19 protein-coding genes are annotated in these 18,862 nt (G+C 51.6%); 14 read left to right on the top strand and 5 right to left on the bottom strand.

The annotated features are described in order from the left end of the window. Positions 1-516: 516 nt before the first annotated feature. The 7 genes from metK (at position 517) to ruvX (ending at position 7,371) form a co-directional block, all read left to right on the top strand. A complete protein-coding gene (gene metK, locus BM191_RS04635) occupies positions 517-1,668 on the top strand; it encodes a methionine adenosyltransferase (RefSeq protein ID WP_092875628.1) in 1,152 nt (383 codons plus the stop codon). 543 nt (positions 1,669-2,211) lie between these two features. Further along, entirely contained in the window at positions 2,212-3,606 is a 1,395-nt protein-coding gene (locus BM191_RS04630) for a sugar porter family MFS transporter (RefSeq protein WP_092875627.1), read from the top strand. A 72-nt stretch (positions 3,607-3,678) separates the two neighbouring features. Further along, complete coding sequence (locus BM191_RS04625; protein WP_092875626.1) at positions 3,679-4,191, top strand: SprT family zinc-dependent metalloprotease; 513 nt, start codon at positions 3,679-3,681, stop codon at positions 4,189-4,191. A gap of 385 nt (positions 4,192-4,576) precedes the next feature. After that, positions 4,577-5,308: a 16S rRNA (uracil(1498)-N(3))-methyltransferase gene (gene rsmE / locus BM191_RS04620; protein WP_092875625.1), complete on the top strand. Its 732-nt coding sequence runs from the start codon at positions 4,577-4,579 to the stop codon at positions 5,306-5,308. A 54-nt stretch (positions 5,309-5,362) separates the two neighbouring features. Then, complete coding sequence (gene gshB, locus BM191_RS04615) at positions 5,363-6,310, top strand: glutathione synthase (protein ID WP_092875623.1); 948 nt, start codon at positions 5,363-5,365, stop codon at positions 6,308-6,310. Positions 6,311-6,387: 77 nt separating this feature from the next. Next, complete coding sequence (locus tag BM191_RS04610; protein ID WP_092876159.1) at positions 6,388-6,951, top strand: YqgE/AlgH family protein; 564 nt, start codon at positions 6,388-6,390, stop codon at positions 6,949-6,951. A gap of 6 nt (positions 6,952-6,957) precedes the next feature. Beyond that, complete coding sequence (gene ruvX / locus BM191_RS04605; protein WP_092875621.1) at positions 6,958-7,371, top strand: Holliday junction resolvase RuvX; 414 nt, start codon at positions 6,958-6,960, stop codon at positions 7,369-7,371. Here ruvX and BM191_RS04600 read toward each other — a convergent pair. Next, a complete protein-coding gene (locus tag BM191_RS04600; protein ID WP_092875619.1) occupies positions 7,323-8,363 on the bottom strand; it encodes a type IV pilus twitching motility protein PilT in 1,041 nt (346 codons plus the stop codon). The genes ruvX and BM191_RS04600 overlap by 49 nt on opposite strands. A 14-nt stretch (positions 8,364-8,377) precedes the next feature. Here BM191_RS04600 and BM191_RS04595 point away from each other — a divergent pair, with 14 nt between their 5' ends. From BM191_RS04595 to hemW, 4 genes are read left to right on the top strand one after another with little or no spacing between them, the layout of a single operon-like run. After that, positions 8,378-9,067 carry a YggS family pyridoxal phosphate-dependent enzyme gene (locus tag BM191_RS04595; RefSeq protein WP_092875617.1) on the top strand — a complete coding sequence of 230 codons (690 nt, stop codon included), beginning with the start codon at positions 8,378-8,380 and terminating at the stop codon, positions 9,065-9,067. Positions 9,068-9,095: 28 nt separating this feature from the next. Beyond that, positions 9,096-9,644 (top strand): YggT family protein, encoded by a 549-nt coding sequence (locus BM191_RS04590; RefSeq protein ID WP_092875615.1) that lies wholly within the window; start codon positions 9,096-9,098, stop codon positions 9,642-9,644. Positions 9,645-9,671: 27 nt separating this feature from the next. Further along, positions 9,672-10,265 (top strand): RdgB/HAM1 family non-canonical purine NTP pyrophosphatase, encoded by a 594-nt coding sequence (gene rdgB, locus BM191_RS04585; RefSeq protein ID WP_092875613.1) that lies wholly within the window; start codon positions 9,672-9,674, stop codon positions 10,263-10,265. Further along, entirely contained in the window at positions 10,258-11,397 is a 1,140-nt protein-coding gene (gene hemW, locus BM191_RS04580) for a radical SAM family heme chaperone HemW (protein ID WP_092875611.1), read from the top strand. Before rdgB ends, hemW begins: the two co-directional genes overlap by 8 nt. Before the next feature lie 101 nt (positions 11,398-11,498). Here the strand turns inward: hemW and BM191_RS04575 are convergent, their stop codons facing one another. The 3 genes from BM191_RS04575 to trmB are packed head-to-tail and all read right to left on the bottom strand — an operon-like array spanning position 11,499 to position 13,319. After that, positions 11,499-12,215, bottom strand: coding sequence for a YggN family protein (locus tag BM191_RS04575; RefSeq protein ID WP_092875608.1), 717 nt, complete (start codon positions 12,213-12,215; stop codon positions 11,499-11,501). A 58-nt stretch (positions 12,216-12,273) separates the two neighbouring features. Beyond that, positions 12,274-12,600 carry a YggL family protein gene (locus tag BM191_RS04570; RefSeq protein ID WP_092875606.1) on the bottom strand — a complete coding sequence of 109 codons (327 nt, stop codon included), beginning with the start codon at positions 12,598-12,600 and terminating at the stop codon, positions 12,274-12,276. Next, entirely contained in the window at positions 12,600-13,319 is a 720-nt protein-coding gene (trmB, locus tag BM191_RS04565; protein ID WP_092875604.1) for a tRNA (guanosine(46)-N7)-methyltransferase TrmB, read from the bottom strand. The genes BM191_RS04570 and trmB overlap by 1 nt, the downstream gene beginning before the upstream one ends. Positions 13,320-13,563: 244 nt before the next feature. Here trmB and mutY point away from each other — a divergent pair, with 244 nt between their 5' ends. The 3 genes from mutY to mltC are packed head-to-tail and all read left to right on the top strand — an operon-like array spanning position 13,564 to position 16,055. After that, positions 13,564-14,652 carry an A/G-specific adenine glycosylase gene (gene mutY / locus BM191_RS04560; RefSeq protein WP_177203300.1) on the top strand — a complete coding sequence of 363 codons (1,089 nt, stop codon included), beginning with the start codon at positions 13,564-13,566 and terminating at the stop codon, positions 14,650-14,652. Further along, positions 14,649-14,921 (top strand): oxidative damage protection protein, encoded by a 273-nt coding sequence (locus BM191_RS04555; RefSeq protein ID WP_092875600.1) that lies wholly within the window; start codon positions 14,649-14,651, stop codon positions 14,919-14,921. The genes mutY and BM191_RS04555 overlap by 4 nt, the downstream gene beginning before the upstream one ends. Before the next feature lie 51 nt (positions 14,922-14,972). Beyond that, positions 14,973-16,055 (top strand): membrane-bound lytic murein transglycosylase MltC, encoded by a 1,083-nt coding sequence (gene mltC / locus BM191_RS04550; RefSeq protein WP_092875598.1) that lies wholly within the window; start codon positions 14,973-14,975, stop codon positions 16,053-16,055. A gap of 147 nt (positions 16,056-16,202) precedes the next feature. Here mltC and BM191_RS04545 read toward each other — a convergent pair whose 3' ends face one another. Next, entirely contained in the window at positions 16,203-18,347 is a 2,145-nt protein-coding gene (locus BM191_RS04545; protein WP_092875596.1) for an ornithine decarboxylase, read from the bottom strand. Between the last annotated feature and the right edge of the window lie 515 nt (positions 18,348-18,862).

Here is an 18,862-nt window from a genome sequence, read left to right as displayed (position 1 = left end):
AGCCCGCCGCATCAATGCAGAGTGCAAATTACCTGAGAGACAATCAGAGAACAACAAAGGAAGAGCAATACAGAGCCGGTCGGTGTAACGGTCCAAAAGAGAAAGCGCTTGCTTCATTCTATTTATCACCTCCACACACGGCGGGGTATGCGGTCTGTAAACGGGTGAAAACTGGCTGGATATGCCAGCGTAAGACTGCGGAACTCTGTATACGCCGCAAGACTGCGGCGTTTATACCGCGAGCGATATTAAATTGCAAAAGCAAAATATGCCCTCCGCATCCGTAGGGAAAAACATCCTTTCAGACTCATCGGGTTACGATTGCGCCAGAAAAAATGCTGGCATTAAACTAACCGGGTCATTTAAAATAGCCGTCCGGAAGTTAATCCGTCCATATTGGTTAATCTCTGCGTGTTTTGAATTGGTACTGCTGCTGGCTTTGCCTTAGGGGGCATTGGCATCTTGCCATTTGCCGTGCAGTCTATTTATCACCCGTTTAAGCAAGGTAAAGAATTAATGGCTAAACATCTTTTCACCTCAGAGTCCGTATCAGAGGGGCACCCCGATAAAATCGCCGATCAGATTTCCGATGCTGTGCTGGATGCCATTCTGGCGCAGGATCCCAAAGCCCGCGTGGCCTGCGAAACTTACGTCAAAACGGGTATGGTGCTGGTGGGGGGCGAAATTACCACTACCGCATGGGTCGACATTGAAGAAATCGTCCGTAATACCGTGCGTGAAATCGGTTATGTACATTCTGATATGGGCTTCGACGCCAACTCCTGCGCGGTACTGAATGCCATCGGTAAACAGTCACCGGATATCAATCAGGGCGTAGATCGTGCCGATCCGCTGGAACAGGGTGCAGGCGATCAGGGTCTGATGTTTGGTTATGCCACAGATGAAACTGACGTACTGATGCCGGCCCCGATCACCTATGCCCATCGTCTGGTACAGCGTCAGGCTGAAGTACGCAAAAATGGCACCCTGCCCTGGCTTCGTCCTGACGCCAAAAGCCAGATTACCTTCCAGTATAATGACAACAAAATCGTTGGTATTGACGCTGTTGTGCTTTCAACCCAACATGCTGAAGAAATAAGCCAGAAAGCGCTGCAAGAAGCCGTAATGGAAGAAATTATCAAGCCAGTTCTACCAGCTGAATGGATTAATGCGGCAACGAAATATCATATTAACCCAACGGGTCGCTTTGTTATCGGCGGTCCAATGGGCGACTGTGGTCTGACCGGACGTAAAATTATCGTTGATACTTACGGCGGTATGGCGCGTCACGGCGGCGGTGCCTTTTCCGGTAAAGATCCGTCTAAAGTTGACCGCTCCGCAGCCTACGCAGCACGTTACGTGGCGAAAAATATTGTCGCCGCTGGCCTGGCCGAACGCTGTGAAATTCAGGTTTCTTACGCCATCGGCGTAGCAGAACCAACGTCCATCATGGTTGAAACTTTCGGTACCGGAAAACTTCCAAATGAGCAGCTGACCTTGTTGGTACGTGAATTCTTCGATCTGCGTCCGTATGGACTTATCAAGATGATGGATCTGCTGCATCCGATATATCGTGCCACGGCCGCCTATGGCCACTTTGGTCGCGACGCATTTCCATGGGAGAAAACCGACAAAGCTGAACAACTGCGTGAGGCTGCCGGGCTCTAAGCTTTATCTCTCTGTTAAAGGGCCGTCTCGTCACGGCCCTTCACTCCTGACCGGCAACCTTCCCTTACTTGTATGATGCATTTCGCTCTTTTACAGCGTTGCCAGGAATTTGCAGCAATCTAAACCCACCGCCTGGTGATACACCGCCAGTGATCAACAAACGCCTCTTTTAGCCCGAATATTTCTATTGTCATATACGACCCTATTTTCAGAAAGCATCTACACTTTATCTGGATTGCTTGTCGCAGATAGCAATGATTACAATAAGTAAGCTGATAATTTATCGTGACATTACTGATAGTTCAGAATAGTTTTAAACGTAATATTTCGTCATTTTAGCGCCATTTGATACGTGTCGGTGACAAAATCATTGGGTTAGTTATTTCGCACTGAAAAACAATTCCGAATGTAGAGAAAAATGCCTTCTCATGTTAGTTCACGGTGTGTAAACGATTACATTACTGTGATCCACCGCACTTTCTTTAATGAGAGTTTTTCCTACCATTGATAAAATAAGATGCCGTTTACTTACATGGAGACGTTATGCCTGACTATAAAAAGACAAGCAAAACATCGAACAAAGCGATGACCTTTTTTGTTTGTTTCCTCGCAGCATTAGCCGGTCTGTTATTCGGTTTAGATATTGGCGTAATCGCTGGCGCGTTACCCTTCATTGCGAAAGAGTTCACTGTCAATGCCCACCAGCAGGAATGGATAGTCAGCTCCATGATGTTTGGCGCAGCGGTAGGCGCGGTGGGTAGCGGCTGGATGTCATCACAGCTTGGCCGTAAAAAAAGCCTGATGGTGGGTGCCATTTTGTTCGTCATTGGCTCCTTGTGGTCGGCTATGGCACCTAATCCGGAAATGCTGATTGCCGCTCGTGTGCTCCTGGGCCTGGCCGTTGGCGTTGCCTCTTATACTGCACCGCTGTATCTGTCAGAAATCGCTCCGGAGAAAATTCGCGGTAGCATGATTTCTCTTTACCAGTTGATGATTACTATCGGGATTCTGGCCGCTTACCTGTCCGATACCGCGTTTAGCGCCTCCGGATCCTGGCGCTGGATGCTCGGTGTCATCATTATTCCGGCGATCCTGTTGCTGATTGGCGTTATTTTTCTGCCAAACAGCCCGCGCTGGCTGGCAGCAAAAGGCGACTTCCGCGACGCAAAGCGGGTGCTGGATCGTCTGCGCGATACCAGCGAACAGGCAAAGCGTGAGCTGGATGAAATTCGCGAAAGCCTGAAAATCAAACAGTCAGGCTGGCAGCTGTTCCAAAGTAATAGCAATTTTCGCCGCGCAGTTTTTCTCGGCGTGCTGTTACAGGTTATGCAGCAGTTCACCGGCATGAACGTTATCATGTACTATGCGCCGAAAATCTTCGAAATCGCAGGATTTACTAACACCACGGAACAGATGTGGGGAACGGTAATCGTCGGTCTTGTAAACGTACTGGCGACCTTTATTGCTATCGGGCTGGTTGACCGTTGGGGCCGGAAGCCAACGCTGACCCTGGGGTTTCTGGTTATGGCTGCAGGCATGGGTATTCTCGGCACGATGCTGCACGTTGGCATTCATTCAGCGGGCGCTCAATATTTTGCCATTGCCATGCTACTGATGTTTATTATTGGCTTCGCCATGAGTGCCGGCCCGCTTATCTGGGTTTTGTGCTCGGAGATCCAGCCATTGAAGGGTCGCGACTTCGGTATTACTGTCTCAACGGCGACCAACTGGATCGCCAATATGATCGTCGGTGCAACCTTCCTGACAATGCTGAACAACCTGGGCAATGCGCAAACTTTCTGGGTCTATGCTGGCCTGAACGTAGTGTTTATTCTGATCACCATCGCGCTGATCCCGGAAACTAAAAACATTACGCTTGAGCATATCGAACGTAACCTGATGAGCGGTAAAAAGCTGCGCGACATCGGTCAGCAGTAGTTCCTGGGCAGAGGCCGTAAAGGCGGCCTCTGCCGATTGTACTTCCTCCTCCTCAGACGTATCCTTGCCGCCATGAAACCTCAGCGACTCCCGATAGCAGTACAACAATCGGTCATGCGTGCGCTGCGCGAGAATTTACTGCGCGCTAATCAGCATCTGACTCGCGACTACCCGCTGCCTAATCTCATCTATAGCCAGCGCGGAACAGCGGCTGGCTCGGCGTGGGTGGAAAAGTGGGAGGTCCGCCTGAATCCAGTGCTACTGATGGAAAACCAGCAGGCATTCATTGAAGAGGTCGTGCCACACGAGCTTGCCCATTTACTGGTCTGGAAACACTTTGGCCGCGTCGCACCGCACGGTGGCGAGTGGAAATGGATGATGGAGTGTGTACTGAATGTTTCCGCCCGGCGCACCCACGCTTTCGAAGTGGCATCGGTACGTAGCCGAACCTTTCCCTATTTTTGTCGCTGCCAGCAGCATCAGTTAACGGTACGTCGTCATAATCGTATGATGCGCGGAGAAACCCTCTACCATTGCGTGCACTGCAGCAGTCAGCTTCAGCCGGGCCAGTTCAGCGCCGACTAACAAAACAGGCTACCCCGTTCGATAATGGATTGCGGCAACACTAACATCAGCACGGGCAGAAATCCCGCGGCAGAAAACGGCTTAAAAGCTAAACACTCGCGGTCACCCATCCGCACGCGTGCTGCGATCGCCCGCACATATTTCTACCTACGCAGCCTCTATTATCTGACATTATTCTCCGGCAAACCGGATTGTTTCAAACCTGGAACCTGTTTTATCCGTTGACGATCTGGGCGTGTAAACGGAATCTTCGTATCACCCTGACTCAGGGTAATAGTAATCCGTAGACGCAACAGGCTTGCCAGTAGTAAAACCCCTCCCCTACACTATGCACCAAAACCCATAAACAACCGCGCAGCGCGTGGTTTAACATTTCAGGATGACCATGCGAATACCGCGCATTTATCACCCCACCCCGCTGACACCAGGTGCAGAAATTATCTTAAGCGAAGATGCAGCTAATCACGTGGCTCGTGTACTGCGTATGCAGGCTGGTGGGATGCTGACCCTGTTTGATGGCACTAATATGACGTTTACAGCACAGATTACCCATGCGGATAAAAAACAGGTCAACGTACAGCTGCAAAGTGTACAGGAAGACGATCGCGAATCGCCATTGCACCTACATCTTGGGCAGGTGATGTCACGGGGTGAGAAGATGGAATTCACCATCCAGAAAGCCGTTGAGTTGGGCGTTAATATCATCACACCTCTGCTATCTGAACGCTGTGGGGTAAAGCTGGACGTTGAACGGCAAGAAAAAAAAGTTCAGCAATGGCGGAAGATCGCTATTGCGGCCTGTGAGCAGTGCGGCCGTAACCGGCTACCTGAAATACGCAATGTCATGGTACTGGAAAACTGGTGCGCTGAACCAGACACCGGCTTGAGGCTTAATTTGCATCCACGGGCCAAACATAGCATTAACACCCTGCCACTTCCGGTGAACCGGCTGCGACTGCTGATTGGCCCGGAAGGCGGGCTGAGCAAAGAGGAAATTAACCTGACATCGCATTATGATTTTACTGATATTTTATTAGGGCCACGGGTGTTACGCACTGAAACAACGGCATTAACCGCAATCACAGCCTTGCAGGTGCGCTTTGGAGACTTAGGCTGATTAACCATATTGTTCGTTGCACTCAACGCGAGCTGCGGCAAAAGGAGAACCACAATGATTAAGCTTGGCATCGTGATGGACCCCATCACCTCCATCAATATAAAAAAAGACTCCAGCTTTGCAATGCTGCTGGAGGCACAGCGCCGTGGTTATGAAATTCATTACATGGAGATGAACGATCTCTACTTACGCGGTGGCGTTGCCTGCTGCCGCACGCGTCGGCTACAAGTTGAACAGAACTATGACAAATGGTTCGAGTTTGGCGAAGAGCAAGATATGCCACTAGCCGATTTAAACGTCGTGCTGATGCGTAAAGATCCTCCCTTCGACACCGAGTTTATCTACGCCACCTATATCCTTGAACGTGCCGAGGAACAGGGAACCTTAATCGTTAACAAACCACAGAGCCTGCGCGATTGTAACGAAAAACTGTTCACCGCATGGTTTGCCGATTTAACGCCTGATACACTGGTGACCCGTGATGCCGAGCGCATACGCCAGTTCTGGCAGCAGCATGGCGATATCATTCTGAAACCGCTGGACGGTATGGGCGGCTCATCAATTTTCCGCGTTAAACAAGACGATCCCAACCTGTCTGTTATCATTGAAGGATTAACCAACCACGGTCAGTTCTACTGTATGGCGCAAAACTATCTGCCTGCGATCAAAGAGGGGGATAAGCGTATACTGGTGGTTAACGGTGAACCGGTTCCTTACTGCCTGGCTCGCATTCCTAAAAGCGGTGAAACACGAGGCAATCTGGCAGCGGGCGGGCGTGGCGAAGCCAGGCCATTGAGCGACAGTGACTGGAAAATCGCGCGTAGTGTCGGTCCAGCGCTGAAAGCCAGAGGACTAATTTTTGTCGGACTTGATGTTATTGGCGATAAACTGACGGAAATAAACGTCACCAGCCCCACCTGTATCAAAGAAATCGAAGCGGCATTTCCTGTCTCCATCACCGGTATGTTGATGGATGCAATTGAAAATCATCTGGCCGGTTGATAAAACAATTGGCCGCAGCGCCATCAATGGCCGCAAGCCTGATGGCGTCCCCAACTCGTGAAGACATGGTTTTGAGAATGAATTTACAGCATCACTTTTTAATCGCGATGCCTGCACTGCAGGACCCGATGTTTAAACGCTCGGTAGTTTATATCTGTGAACATAACGACGATGGTGCTATGGGCTTGATCGTTAACAAGCCGATGGACAATCTGACCATTGAAAAAATGCTGAAAAAGCTGAAGATCACCCCCGAACCGCGCGATGAAACAATCAGCCTCGACAAACCCGTATTTGTTGGCGGGCCGCTGGCCGAAGATCGTGGTTTTATTCTTCATTCAGCGCAGGGGGCTTTTGCCTCCAGTATTCGTGTTTCTGACAATACGATGATCACCAGCTCCCGCGACGTACTGGAAACCCTGGGAACGCCCAGACACCCCAATCAGGTACTGGTAACACTGGGATACTGCGCCTGGGAAAAGGATCAGCTGGAAGGTGAACTACTGGAAAATGCCTGGCTCACTACGCCGGCTAACAGTCAGATTCTGTTCCAGACGCCAATCGCCGAACGCTGGCGTGAAGCGGCGCGCAGCATTGGCGTCGATATTCATAATATAAACAGCGAGGCGGGCCACGCCTGACAACCGATGAGTATCCTACTGGCATTTGACTATGGCACCAAAAGCATTGGCGTCGCCGTCGGACAGACGTTGACCGGCACCGCCCGAGCCCTTTGCGCGTTAAAAGCACAGGACGGCACCCCTGACTGGGATAAAATAAAAACACTGCTCAAAGAGTGGCAACCGGACGCGGTAATTGTCGGGCTACCACTCAATATGGACGGCACCGAACAACCACTGAGCGCCAGGGCGCGAAAATTCGCTAACCGTTTGCACGGGCGCTTTGGTATTCGGGTTGAATTACAGGACGAACGTCTGAGCACCGTTGCAGCAAGAGCAGACTTATTTGCCCGTGGCGGCTATCGTGCACTCAGCAAAAGTAGCGTTGACTCTCAATCGGCAGTGATTATTCTTGAAGACTGGTTTGCCAGTCCCCCCTGAATCGCCACCAGCCCAGCCTTTTTTCGCTGAACAAGGCTTTGTTCAAACGTTTGCATTCCCCACTGTCCACCGGTTTGTAATTGTGCAGCTATCTGATGATTCTTCCCTTCACGGATCATACTGGCAATCGCCGGTGTGTTGATCAGCACTTCATACAACGCAATACGTCCCCCCCCCGCCGCCGTTTGCAGACGTTGAGCTATCACGGCCTGTAGGCTCGCTGCCAGTTGGCTTCTTACCTGTGACTTCTCCGCAGAGGAGAAGACGTCGGTTAAGCGCTCTATCGCACTGGCCGCACTGCGTGTATGCAGCGTTGCCAACACCAGATGACCGGTTTCGGCAGCGGTTAATGCCAGTCGGATGGTCTCTTCATCACGCAGCTCCCCCAGCAGAATAACGTCCGGGTCCTCACGCAAGGCCGCGCGCAGACCCGCCGCAAAGGAAGCGCAGTGCGTACCAATCTCACGCTGTTGTATAAGTGAATGCTGGCTGCAGTGGACAAACTCAATCGGATCCTCCAACGTCAGAATATGCTTTGAATGTTGATTGAGATGAGCAATCATCGCCGCAAGTGTCGTTGATTTACCACTGCCTGTTGCGCCAGTCACTAAAATCAGTCCGTGCTGGCATGTCGTCAACACCTCCAACGATGCAGGCGCGTACAGCTGCTGCAACGTTGGTGTTTCGCCAGCAATTCGGCGCAGCGCCAGCGAGAGCCCCGTACGCTGGCGAAAAAAATTGGCTCTCAGGCGAATACCGTCGGCAAGTGTAATTGCCAGATCCACTTGCCCCTGCAGTTCTAACTGTTGCCGCTGCTGGTCATTGAGCCAGTTTACGGCAAAGTTTTCCAGCTGCACGGAACTGAGTACAGGCAAAGCGTCAGCTTCAGCAAGTTTGCCTTCGCGCCGCCAGCGTGGTCGCTGCATGCTACAAAGGTGCAGATCAGAGGCATTTTGCTTTACACTAAGCGCCACGATTTCTTCAATTTCCATATTTACTCCTGACTATGACAGCAATTTCACACAATCTTGACCAGATACGGCAACGGATCACGCTTGCTGCGCAGCGATGCGGCCGCGATCCGTCAGAAATTACTCTACTTGCGGTCAGCAAAACTAAACCTGCGAGCGCTATCGCAGAAGCCGCGCTGGCAGGCCAGCAATGCTTTGGCGAAAATTACGTCCAGGAAGCAGTGGATAAAATTACCGTCTTGAAAAACCCTGCCTTGATCTGGCACTTTATCGGTCCACTACAATCCAACAAAAGTCGTCTGGTAGCGGAAAATTTTGCCTGGCTTCATACCCTGGACCGGCTGAAGCTGGCTACACGGCTCAACGAGCAGCGCCCGGAGCATCTGGACGCGCTAAATGTGCTGATTCAGGTAAATATCAGTGACGAAAACAGCAAATCCGGCATCATGCTAAAAGATATATCCGGGCTGGCGCTGCAAATAGCCAAACTTCCACGGTTGAGGCTGCGGGGACTCATGGCAATCCCGGCACCGGAAAGCGATTATCAGCGTCAGCTGGCGGTTTGTCAGCAGATGTCTGAAGCATTCGTGCTGTTGAGAGCCGATCACCCATCGGTCGATACACTTTCGCTGGGAATGAGCGATGATATGGAAGCCGCTATTGCCGCTGGCAGTACTATGGTGCGCATTGGCACCGCAATCTTTGGCGCGCGAAACTTCGCCTGAGCCAACACTACAATCATTGAGGAACCTCATGTTGCTGAAATTGTTAGACACCATCATTGGCCTGTATGTCATGGTGTTACTATTACGCGTCTGGATGCAGTGGGCCCGCTGCGATTTCTACAACCCGTTATCACAATCGGTGGTCAAACTGACTCAGCCGTTGGTAAAACCACTGCGTCGCATCCTGCCGCCGTTAGGCCCGATCGATACCGCATCTCTGCTGCTGGCGCTGATTATTTGTATCCTTAAATTTCCACTGCTATTGATGCTGCAGGAACACGTACTGTTCTTTGACAAAGTTTTCCTGTTAGCGGGCGGGCTGTCGCTGCTAAAAACCGCAGGTACCCTGATATTCTGGATCGTCATTGTTCGTTCACTGATGAGCTGGATAAGCCAGGGCCGCAGTCCGGTAGAGTATGTACTGATGCAGTTGACCGAACCGCTGATGGAGCCAATTCGCCGCATACTGCCAGCAATGGGCGGCATCGATTTCTCCGGAATGATCGTTATTTTGATCCTGTACATGCTGAACTATCTCGGGATGAATCTGTTTCCACTGATCTGGTTCCAGATCTGATCGCTTTAATTTACGTCTGGATACGCTATGCAAAAAGTGGTTCTTGCCACCGGTAACCCTGGTAAGGTGCGTGAGCTGGCCGACCTACTGGCTGACGTTGGCCTCCATGTGGTCGCGCAAACTGAGCTAAACGTCGACTCCGCTGAAGAAACCGGCCTGACCTTTATTGAAAATGCGCTGATCAAAGCACGTCATGCTGCGGCCGCTACCGGGTTACCCGCTATCGCCGATGATTCCGGTCTGGCGGTAGATGCCCTTGGCGGGGCACCGGGGATCTATTCAGCACGCTACGCAGGCTCAGATGCCAGTGATGAGCAGAATCTTCTGACACTGCTGGAGGCTCTGCAGCACGTACCCGACGGCCAGCGTCAGGCGCAATTTCACTGCGTTCTGGTTTATCTGCGACACGCTGAAGATCCGACACCGTTGATTTTTCAAGGTAGCTGGCAAGGAGAGATAACCCGCTCAGCCGTGGGCGCCGGTGGATTTGGTTACGATCCGATTTTCTTTGTGCCAGCGGTCGGCAAAACCGCCGCCGGGATGAGCAAAGCAGAAAAGCAGGCACTTTCTCATCGTGGTCAGGCGCTAAGGCGGTTACTGGAAGCGATGCACAATGGCTGATTTGCCACCGCTAAGCCTGTATATCCACATCCCCTGGTGCGTGCAGAAATGTCCTTACTGCGATTTCAATTCGCACGCCCTCAAAGGAGACGTCCCCCACGACGAATACGTGGCACATTTACTTCAAGATCTGGAGCAAGATCTCAGTTTGATCAACGGTCGTGAGGTGAGCACCCTTTTTATCGGTGGTGGAACGCCAAGTTTGCTGAGTGCTTCGGCGATGCAGAATTTGCTCGACGGGGTACGTTTGCGCGTCACGCTCGCATCCGATGCTGAAGTTACGATGGAGGCAAACCCCGGCACCGTTGAAGCTGACCGCTTCAGCGCTTATCAGCGCGCCGGGATCAATCGCATTTCCATTGGGGTACAGAGTTTCAGCCCAGCCAGGCTGCAACGGCTGGGGCGTATCCACGGCCCCCAGGAGGCTGAACGGGCCGCCGTACTGGCGGCCGCTCTCGGCCTGCGTAGTTTTAACCTCGATCTTATGCACGGTCTGCCGGATCAATCTCTGGAGGACGCGTTAGACGATTTGCGCCAGGCCATCGCACTTAATCCGCCTCACCTTTCCTGGTATCAGCTGACCATCGAACCTAATACGCTGTTTGGCTCGCAACCACCAGCGCTACCGGATGATGATGCGCTCTGGAATATTTTCGAACAGGGCCACCGTCTACTGACGGATGCAGGCTATGTTCAGTATGAGACATCGGCGTATGCTAAACTGGGATTTCGCTGCCAGCATAATCTCAACTACTGGCGTTTTGGCGACTACCTGGGTGTAGGATGCGGCGCTCATGGCAAGCTGACGCAGCCGGACGGTCGCATTATACGTACGGTTAAAACGCGCCACCCACGCGGTTTTATGCAGGGGAAATATCGCGATCGAGCCTATGAGGTTGCGCCTCAGGACAAACCATTTGAGTATTTTATGAACCGCTTCCGGCTACTGGAAGCAGCACCACGCAGTGAATTTAGCCGTTTCACTGGCCTCGATGAGGCCTGCGTGCGATCGCAAATTGATGAAGCGATCCGCCTTGGATATCTCAACGAAAACGCCAGCCACTGGCAAATAACTGAACGGGGCAAGCTGTTTCTCAATTCGCTACTGGAGCTGTTTCTTGACGAGGACTGATGTGTCAAAGGCGTCAGAAAAGCCGACTTCAATGATGAAAAAATAGCCTGAATCCGGCCCCTTACCTGAGATTAGGGGCTAGATTCAATGCTGACGAAGGGTTATTTAAGTGCGGTAAGCAGCTCTTTTCGCTGTTTTTCCAGCGACGTCACACGGTGACAAACCTCATGACCAAAGTTCTGAAAATCCTGCTCCTGATTACCCCATTCGGTTTGAATCGCCTGCTGTAAACCGCCGAGATTACCTAGCATCGCCTGCAGGGGATTATCACTGTGACTGGTCTGCCGGGTGCCAATTTCATTCAAGCTATCCTGTAAAACGCCACCCATTGCACTCTGCACCAGACGTTCGCCGTCCTTACTCACCTGTTCAATCGCCTGATAATGGAAAGTCAGCCCGTCATGGCGATGTTCAATAATACGGTTCATTTGCTGCCTGAGCTGCCTGTCCAGCGAGGTCAGACGCGAACGCACATTACTGTCAACCCCAAGCTTGTCAACAATGACTTTATCCAGCGCCTGACGCCCCTTTTCCAGGCGAGAGAGCGCACCGTTGTCTATCCATGACAGATCGCGGCGAAGTGCTGCCTGATAATCAATCGCTTTCTGACGTGTTGCCGCGTCTATCTTCTGCGGCTGACCGTTACGCTGTACGTCTCCCTGTGGGGAAATCAACAAATTGCCATTGGTACCGATAACCTGCACGTTCTGTGGTGAAATTATCACGTCATCCTGCGGATTCACGCTGCACCGGTAATCGGCTTGCGCCTGACCGGCGATCATCGCCAGCGCACCAAACAAGGCTGCTTTACCCCACATAATGGCTCCTTTTTACGCTGAATTCAGGCCCTGCCGACAAAGCAAGGGATCTGATTGATTAGTCCCACCATACGTCAAAAAGTTCGCTGGTCTTTACGGACTCCAGCTTTTGCTCTTTCAGCCATTCGCTGACCAGATCACGGTGCTCTTGTGTACATTTGCCAACCTGCTGCAGACAGATTAAACCTTCCCACTGGCGGTAGCCACTGCCGTCAAATGCCAGCCCGTTTGGCTCAATCACTTCCACGATCAGTGCATCTACGATGGCATCAATATCTTCTTCACTGGTCGTTTCCGGGAAGGTCCATGCAACAGAAAAACCCAGCTCCTGAAACTCATCGATATGCATTTTTTTACGTAGCCGACGACTGCGTTTAATAGCCATTATTTAACCCTCTCGAACATTAAATCCCAAACGCCATGACCAAGACGCTGCCCGCGCTGTTCAAACTTGGTGAGCGGACGTGAATCCGGTCGTGGCATATACGTCTGCGTAGCAGACTGATTACGGTAACCACCGATGGTGCTCATAACCATCAGCATGTGTTCTGCATAAGCTTGCCAGTCGGTCGCCATATGAAATACGCCGCCAAGTTTGAGCTTGCTCAAGACCAGTTCGGCAAAAGGTATCTGTACAATACGGCGCTTATTGTGACGCGCTTTATGCCAGGGATCGGGAAAAAACAGCTGGACCAGACGCAGACTGTTATCGGGGATCATTTTTTCCAGCACTTCAACGGCGTCGTGACACATTACGCGCAGGTTATTCACGCCAGCCTCATGGGCGGAGGCAAGACAAGCACCGACCCCAGGCGAATGTACTTCGATCCCGAGAAAATTTTGATGCGGGTGACTTTTTGCCATTGCTACCAGCGACGCCCCCATGCCAAAACCGATTTCCAGCACGACCGGCCCTTCATTACCGAACGTTTCGGCCAGATTAATCGGCTGCGGTGTAAACTCAACGCCGACCGTTGGCCAGTAGGTATCCAGCGCGTGCTGTTGCCCTTTAGTCAGACGCCCCTGACGACGAACAAAACTACGCACTTTACGCAGCGGACGACCGTTTTCGTCAAACTCCGGCGAAATGACATTATCAATCATGATTGAGCCTGTGGTAAGCGGTTAAGAAAAATGAGCATTATGCCTATCACCGGTCAAAACATAAAGGCTGCCTGACAAACCCTGCGGCCTCGCTTCCAGACTGATTAATTTCCGGCAAAAAATGTCATAGCTCCGGTCGCAAAATTGTAATGTAATTTTGTAACGCAAAGTTCCGGTTTACAGCGCCTCGCGCCTGTGCTGGAATTCCTGACTTATTTTCTGGTTACACAGGATAGTATTGATGATGCTTGCCCCTCAGTTCTCACAGCAGGTACTGGCCTGGTATCAGCTGTTCGGGCGCAAAACCTTACCCTGGCAGAGTGAAAAAACACCCTACAAAGTCTGGCTTTCCGAGGTGATGCTACAGCAAACCCAAGTTGCAACCGTTATCCCTTATTTTGAACGTTTTATGCATCGCTTTCCCACCATTAGCCATCTGGCAGCCGCACCGCTTGACGAGGTTTTACACTTGTGGACCGGTTTGGGTTATTACGCGCGAGCGCGCAATCTGCATAAAGCCGCTAAAACCGTCGCCGGGCAGCACGGCGGCGTTTTTCCGGAAACGTTTGATGAGGTTGCCGCGCTGCCTGGCGTAGGACGCTCAACCGCCGGGGCAATTTTGTCGCTGTCGCTGGGTCAGCACTATCCAATTCTTGACGGCAACGTAAAACGCGTACTGGCACGCTGCTACGCTGTTTCAGGCTGGCCCGGTAAAAAGGACGTAGAAAAGCGCTTGTGGCAACTGAGCGAGCAGTTAACGCCGTCAGAGGGCGTCAGTCAGTTTAACCAGGCAATGATGGATCTTGGCGCAATGGTGTGCACGCGATCGCGGCCAAAATGTGAAATTTGCCCGCTCAACGCGGGCTGCATTGCACGTAGCGAGGGGAACCCTGGCGCTTATCCGGGGAAGAAACCCAAACAGACCTTGCCCCAGCGCAGTGGCTGGATGCTACTAATGCAGCACGAGCAAAGCGTCTGGCTTGAGCAGCGACCGCCGGTTGGTCTGTGGGGTGGACTGTATTGCTTTCCGCAGTTTTCCAGCCGCGAAGCGCTGGCTGAGTGGATGACGCCACGAGGTTTGGATATTGATGACACGCAACAATTGATTTCTTTTCGTCACACCTTCAGCCATTTCCATTTAGATATCATTCCAATGTGGCTGAAACCTCGGGTTTACCCTGATGTCATGGATGAAGGTGCTGGTCTTTGGTATAACTTAGCGCAGCCGCCAGCAGTGGGGTTAGCCGCGCCAGTTGAGCGTCTGCTACAACAACTGCGTCAGCCTCAGCGCCTGGCGCTCACGACGCGGAAAACTTTTGAGGAGCAACAATGAGTCGAACTATTTTTTGTACTTTTCTGCAAAGGGATGCTCAGGGACAGGATTTTCAGCTGTATCCTGGCGATGTGGGCAAAAGGATCTATAACAATATTTCCAAAGAAGCGTGGCAGCAGTGGATGACCAAACAAACCATGCTAATCAATGAAAAAAAACTCAACATGATGAACCCTGATGATCGCAAGATGCTGGAGCGGGAGATGGTTAATTTTCTGTTTGAAGGCAAAGAGGTTCATATTGAAGGCTATACGCCACCAGAAAAGTAACCTTTGTGAGGCTCCGGGTTGGGGCCATTGAACCAGGCGACGCCCCGAAAGATGAAAAAATTACTCAGTCTGCTTATCATTGCACCCTTGTTAATCTCCTGTTCCAGCTCGTATAAAAAAGATCGCTATCATCCGGAATGGGTTAAAGATACCAACGGATTCGATATTCTGATGGGCCAGTTTGCCCATAACATCGAGAATATCTGGGGGATTAATGAAGTTCTGATTGCCGGTCCCAAAGACTATGTTAAATACAGCGATCAATACTACACCCGCAGCCATATTAACTTTGATGCGGGTACCGTCACTGTCGAGACCATTGCTGGCACCGATCCGATAAACAGACTGCGTCAGGCGATTATCCAGACGCTGCTTATCGGCGACAACCCAAGTAACGTCGATCTTTATTCCGACGCTAACGATATTCAGATAAGTAAAGAACCGATGCTTTACGGGCTGGTTCTGGATAACACCGGGCAGCCGATCCGCTGGAAGGGCCGTGCCACCGCTTTTGCCGACTACCTGATCAAGCATAAGCTACAAAAGCGGATGTCCGGTCTGCACGTTATCTGGTCAGTGACTATCCCGATGGTGCCCAATCACCTCGATAAACGGGCACACAGATACCTGCCAATTGTACGTGAAGCAGCGGAAAAATACGGTGTTGCTGAGTCACTTATTCTGGCGATCATGCAGACTGAATCAAGCTTTAACCCCTACGCTGTCAGCAACGCTGACGCCCTTGGCTTAATGCAAGTCGTGCAAAATACCGCGGGCGCAGACGTCTTCCGCATGCAAGGCAAATGGGGTACCCCCAGCCGTAGCTATCTGCTTAATCCGCAAAATAACATTAATACTGGCACCGCCTATCTGGCACTTTTGCAGGATAATTATCTGGCAGGTATTCGTAATCCAGCCTCACGTCGCTATGCCGTGATTACGGCTTATAACGGCGGCGCAGGTAGCGTACTGCGGGTCTTTTCGAGGGATAAAAACCGGGCGTTCAGCATCATCAACAAAATGTCGCCAGATCAGGTTTACCGGGCGTTACTGAACGACCATCCGTCTTCAGAATCACGCCGCTATCTGTATAAGGTCGCTGCGGCGCAGCGCAACTATAATCGTTACTGGTAACAACACCTCCCCAGCCATATGACTACCGGGGAGGTCTTTTACCCCGGCGTGTCAGACGTTAAAAACTACCGTGGTGGAAGTTAGCGCCAACGCGCCGGGCAGGTTCGTTACCGACATATTCATGCTGAAAAGGCGGGCTTTGCCCGTCTATTCAATCAGCATATTAGCAACAAGCCTGCTAACGCCCTCGTCGTCACTTTCAACGTACACGCCCTGTAACTCCGGTGAGAAACCTGGCAGCTGATTAATCCCCTCTTCGAGCGCCAGAAAGTAACGTTGCACCGCACCACCCCACTCTTCACCAGGGACCACACACAGCACACCAGGCGGATAGGGTAGCGCACCTTCGGCAGCGATACGACCCTGGGCGTCAGCAATCGGTACCAGTTCAACCTCGCCGCGTATGTAGGCGGTATGCGCGTCCTGCGGGTTCATCAAAACCTTTGGCAGACTTTGCTGGCGAAACATCGCCTTTTGCAAATCTTTTACCTCATAATTCACGTAGAGATTATGCATCTCCTGACACAGCCGCCGCAGCGTATAGCCTTCGTAACGGGCCTGATTTTTACGATATACCGTTGGCAGCACCTCACTTAGCAGCGCATCATCAATAACGTGCTGTTCAAACTGGCGCAGCATCGCCACCAAATGCGCCATTTTTTCTTCGCTTTCGGCTGGGGTCAGCAGAAACAAAATCGAGTTGAGATCGCATTTTTCCGGCACGATGCCGTTCTCACGCAGATAGTTAGCGAGAATAGCGGCCGGAATGCCGAAATGCGTATAGGCGCCGCTGGCAGCGTCAATGCCTGGCGTAGTCAGTAATAGCTTACAGGGATCGACGCGATACTGATCCTGAGCATAGCCGGAAAAACCGTGCCAGTGTGCATCCGGCTCAAAGCTAAAATAGCGGGCATCATTAGCAATTTTCTCGACCGGTGCCTCATGCCAGGGACGACCATCCACTACGTCAGGAATAAAAGGCCGGATCATTTCGCACTGATTAAGAATCGCTTTGCGCGTTTCAATTCCTAACAGGACGCACTCGTGCCAAAGCCGACGACCTGCCGGCCCCTGGTGTATCCTCGCATTGACGTCCAGCGCCGCAAACAGCGGATAAAATGGGCTGGTTGAAGCGTGTAGCATAAAAGCGTTATTCAGGCGCTTATGCGGACAAAATCGCTGCTGACCGCGAATATGATTATCTTTTTTATGTATCTGCGAAGTCTGAGAAAAGCCGGCCAGCTGTTTATGCACCGACTGAGTGACAAAGATCCCCGGATCCTGAGGGGAAAGGTCCAGCATCAGCGGCGAGCCATCCTCCAGCACGGGAATAAACTGCTCGTAGCCCACCCACGCCGAATCAAACAAAATATAGTCACAAAGATGACCAATGGTATCCACCACTTTGCGAGCGTTATAGACAGTACCATCATAGGTACCGAGCTGAATGATCGCCAGCCGGAACGGACGGGGCTCCAGCGCCCTCTCCGGCGCAGCCTCAGCGATGCGCTGGCGCAAATAGTCTTCATCAAAGCAGTGGGCATCGATGCCGCCAATAAAGCCAAATGGGTTACGTGCCGCTTCGAGATAAACCGGCATCGCGCCGGCCTGAATCAGCGCGCCATGATGATTGGATTTGTGATTATTGCGATCGAATAGCACCAGATCGCCCCGGGTGAGCAGCGCGTTAGTCACCACTTTATTGGCACTGGAGGTACCATTCAGCACAAAATAAGTTTTATCTGCGTTAAAGACCCGCGCGGCAAACTTCTGCGCATCCTTTGCCGATCCCTCGTGGATCAGCAAATCACCCAGTTTGACATCGGCATTACACATGTCGGATCGGAAAATATTTTCGCCATAAAAGTCATAAAACTGACGGCCGGCCGGATGTTTGCGGAAGAAAGCCCCGCCCTGATGGCCTGGACAGGCAAACGTGCTGTTATTCATCGAAACGTAGGTAGCCAACGTGCCAAAAAACGACGGCTGCAGTCCCAGCTCATATTCCGCAGCGGCGCGCTCTAATTCAGCTGCATCATCCTCATTGCCGCTCAGAACGCCGGTCACCTCTGGCGGATTTTCCTGCCGTTCACCCGCCTGCAGGGCGATAAACACGGGCAGGTTGAAGCCGGTGTATTTAAGCAGCGTCAGAATGCCGCTGTGCGAATCGGCTGCTGAAATGACCACCGCCGCAATGTCGGTAAAATCTGTGCTGTCGAGCGTAACAACCTGGCGGGCGGTCTGAAGACGCCAGGCCACGGTGACGCTGGCTGCAATTTTCAAAGGAGTCATGCACAAATCCCCTACTGTCAAGGATGAGTGAGTGGCAGAACCACGGCAATGGGAAGTAATCCCGATGAAAGTATTCCAATATTAGCAGTCAGCTAGCGGCAATCACTGTCAGGTGTAATTACAACTCACGTTAAGCCATCATCAGCAACAGCGAACCGCACCGAGCAGATAAATAATTTAAAAAACAAGCTGGTTTCATGCACAGCACTGACAGTGCTGGAGCGCATAAAAGGTCGGCGACATAAGCTGTCTGTTAACAGCATTCCATCCATTAGCTTGTCTTCAGTTCACAGCGAGAATCAAACAGAACGTCAAAAATTTGCGCAATGATGGCACTTTTTTTCACCAGCGACAAGACACGGCGCGACGCGATTTTGCGCTATGAATAGAGTGCACAAAACCGCTGAGACGTATGCACGCGCCCACCATTGACGGTTACACTAGCGCTATACATCGACAGAAGTCACCCTTCACTGCGTCTTATCAGCATCTGGCAGGAGGAAAAGAGTCAGCAA

The organism is Izhakiella capsodis (assembly GCF_900115045.1).
Classification (GTDB): Bacteria; Pseudomonadota; Gammaproteobacteria; order Enterobacterales; family Enterobacteriaceae; genus Izhakiella; species Izhakiella capsodis.
Note: the sequence above shows the minus strand (reverse complement) of the source record. Positions and strands in the feature narration are given on the sequence as shown.

Coding starts and splice junctions, on each gene's coding strand:
- rdgB (WP_092875613.1), top strand. CDS start 9,672: ATGCAAAAAGTGGTTCTTGCCACCGGTAACCCTGGTAAGGTGCGTGAG.
- mutY (WP_177203300.1), top strand. CDS start 13,564: ATGCTTGCCCCTCAGTTCTCACAGCAGGTACTGGCCTGGTATCAGCTG.
- BM191_RS04545 (WP_092875596.1), bottom strand. CDS start 18,347: ATGACTCCTTTGAAAATTGCAGCCAGCGTCACCGTGGCCTGGCGTCTT.
- hemW (WP_092875611.1), top strand. CDS start 10,258: ATGGCTGATTTGCCACCGCTAAGCCTGTATATCCACATCCCCTGGTGC.
- BM191_RS04625 (WP_092875626.1), top strand. CDS start 3,679: ATGAAACCTCAGCGACTCCCGATAGCAGTACAACAATCGGTCATGCGT.
- BM191_RS04600 (WP_092875619.1), bottom strand. CDS start 8,363: ATGGAAATTGAAGAAATCGTGGCGCTTAGTGTAAAGCAAAATGCCTCT.
- trmB (WP_092875604.1), bottom strand. CDS start 13,319: ATGATTGATAATGTCATTTCGCCGGAGTTTGACGAAAACGGTCGTCCG.
- rsmE (WP_092875625.1), top strand. CDS start 4,577: ATGCGAATACCGCGCATTTATCACCCCACCCCGCTGACACCAGGTGCA.
- BM191_RS04590 (WP_092875615.1), top strand. CDS start 9,096: ATGTTGCTGAAATTGTTAGACACCATCATTGGCCTGTATGTCATGGTG.
- ruvX (WP_092875621.1), top strand. CDS start 6,958: ATGAGTATCCTACTGGCATTTGACTATGGCACCAAAAGCATTGGCGTC.
- metK (WP_092875628.1), top strand. CDS start 517: ATGGCTAAACATCTTTTCACCTCAGAGTCCGTATCAGAGGGGCACCCC.
- BM191_RS04595 (WP_092875617.1), top strand. CDS start 8,378: ATGACAGCAATTTCACACAATCTTGACCAGATACGGCAACGGATCACG.
- BM191_RS04630 (WP_092875627.1), top strand. CDS start 2,212: ATGCCTGACTATAAAAAGACAAGCAAAACATCGAACAAAGCGATGACC.
- mltC (WP_092875598.1), top strand. CDS start 14,973: ATGAAAAAATTACTCAGTCTGCTTATCATTGCACCCTTGTTAATCTCC.
- BM191_RS04570 (WP_092875606.1), bottom strand. CDS start 12,600: ATGGCTATTAAACGCAGTCGTCGGCTACGTAAAAAAATGCATATCGAT.
- gshB (WP_092875623.1), top strand. CDS start 5,363: ATGATTAAGCTTGGCATCGTGATGGACCCCATCACCTCCATCAATATA.
- BM191_RS04575 (WP_092875608.1), bottom strand. CDS start 12,215: ATGTGGGGTAAAGCAGCCTTGTTTGGTGCGCTGGCGATGATCGCCGGT.
- BM191_RS04610 (WP_092876159.1), top strand. CDS start 6,388: ATGAATTTACAGCATCACTTTTTAATCGCGATGCCTGCACTGCAGGAC.
- BM191_RS04555 (WP_092875600.1), top strand. CDS start 14,649: ATGAGTCGAACTATTTTTTGTACTTTTCTGCAAAGGGATGCTCAGGGA.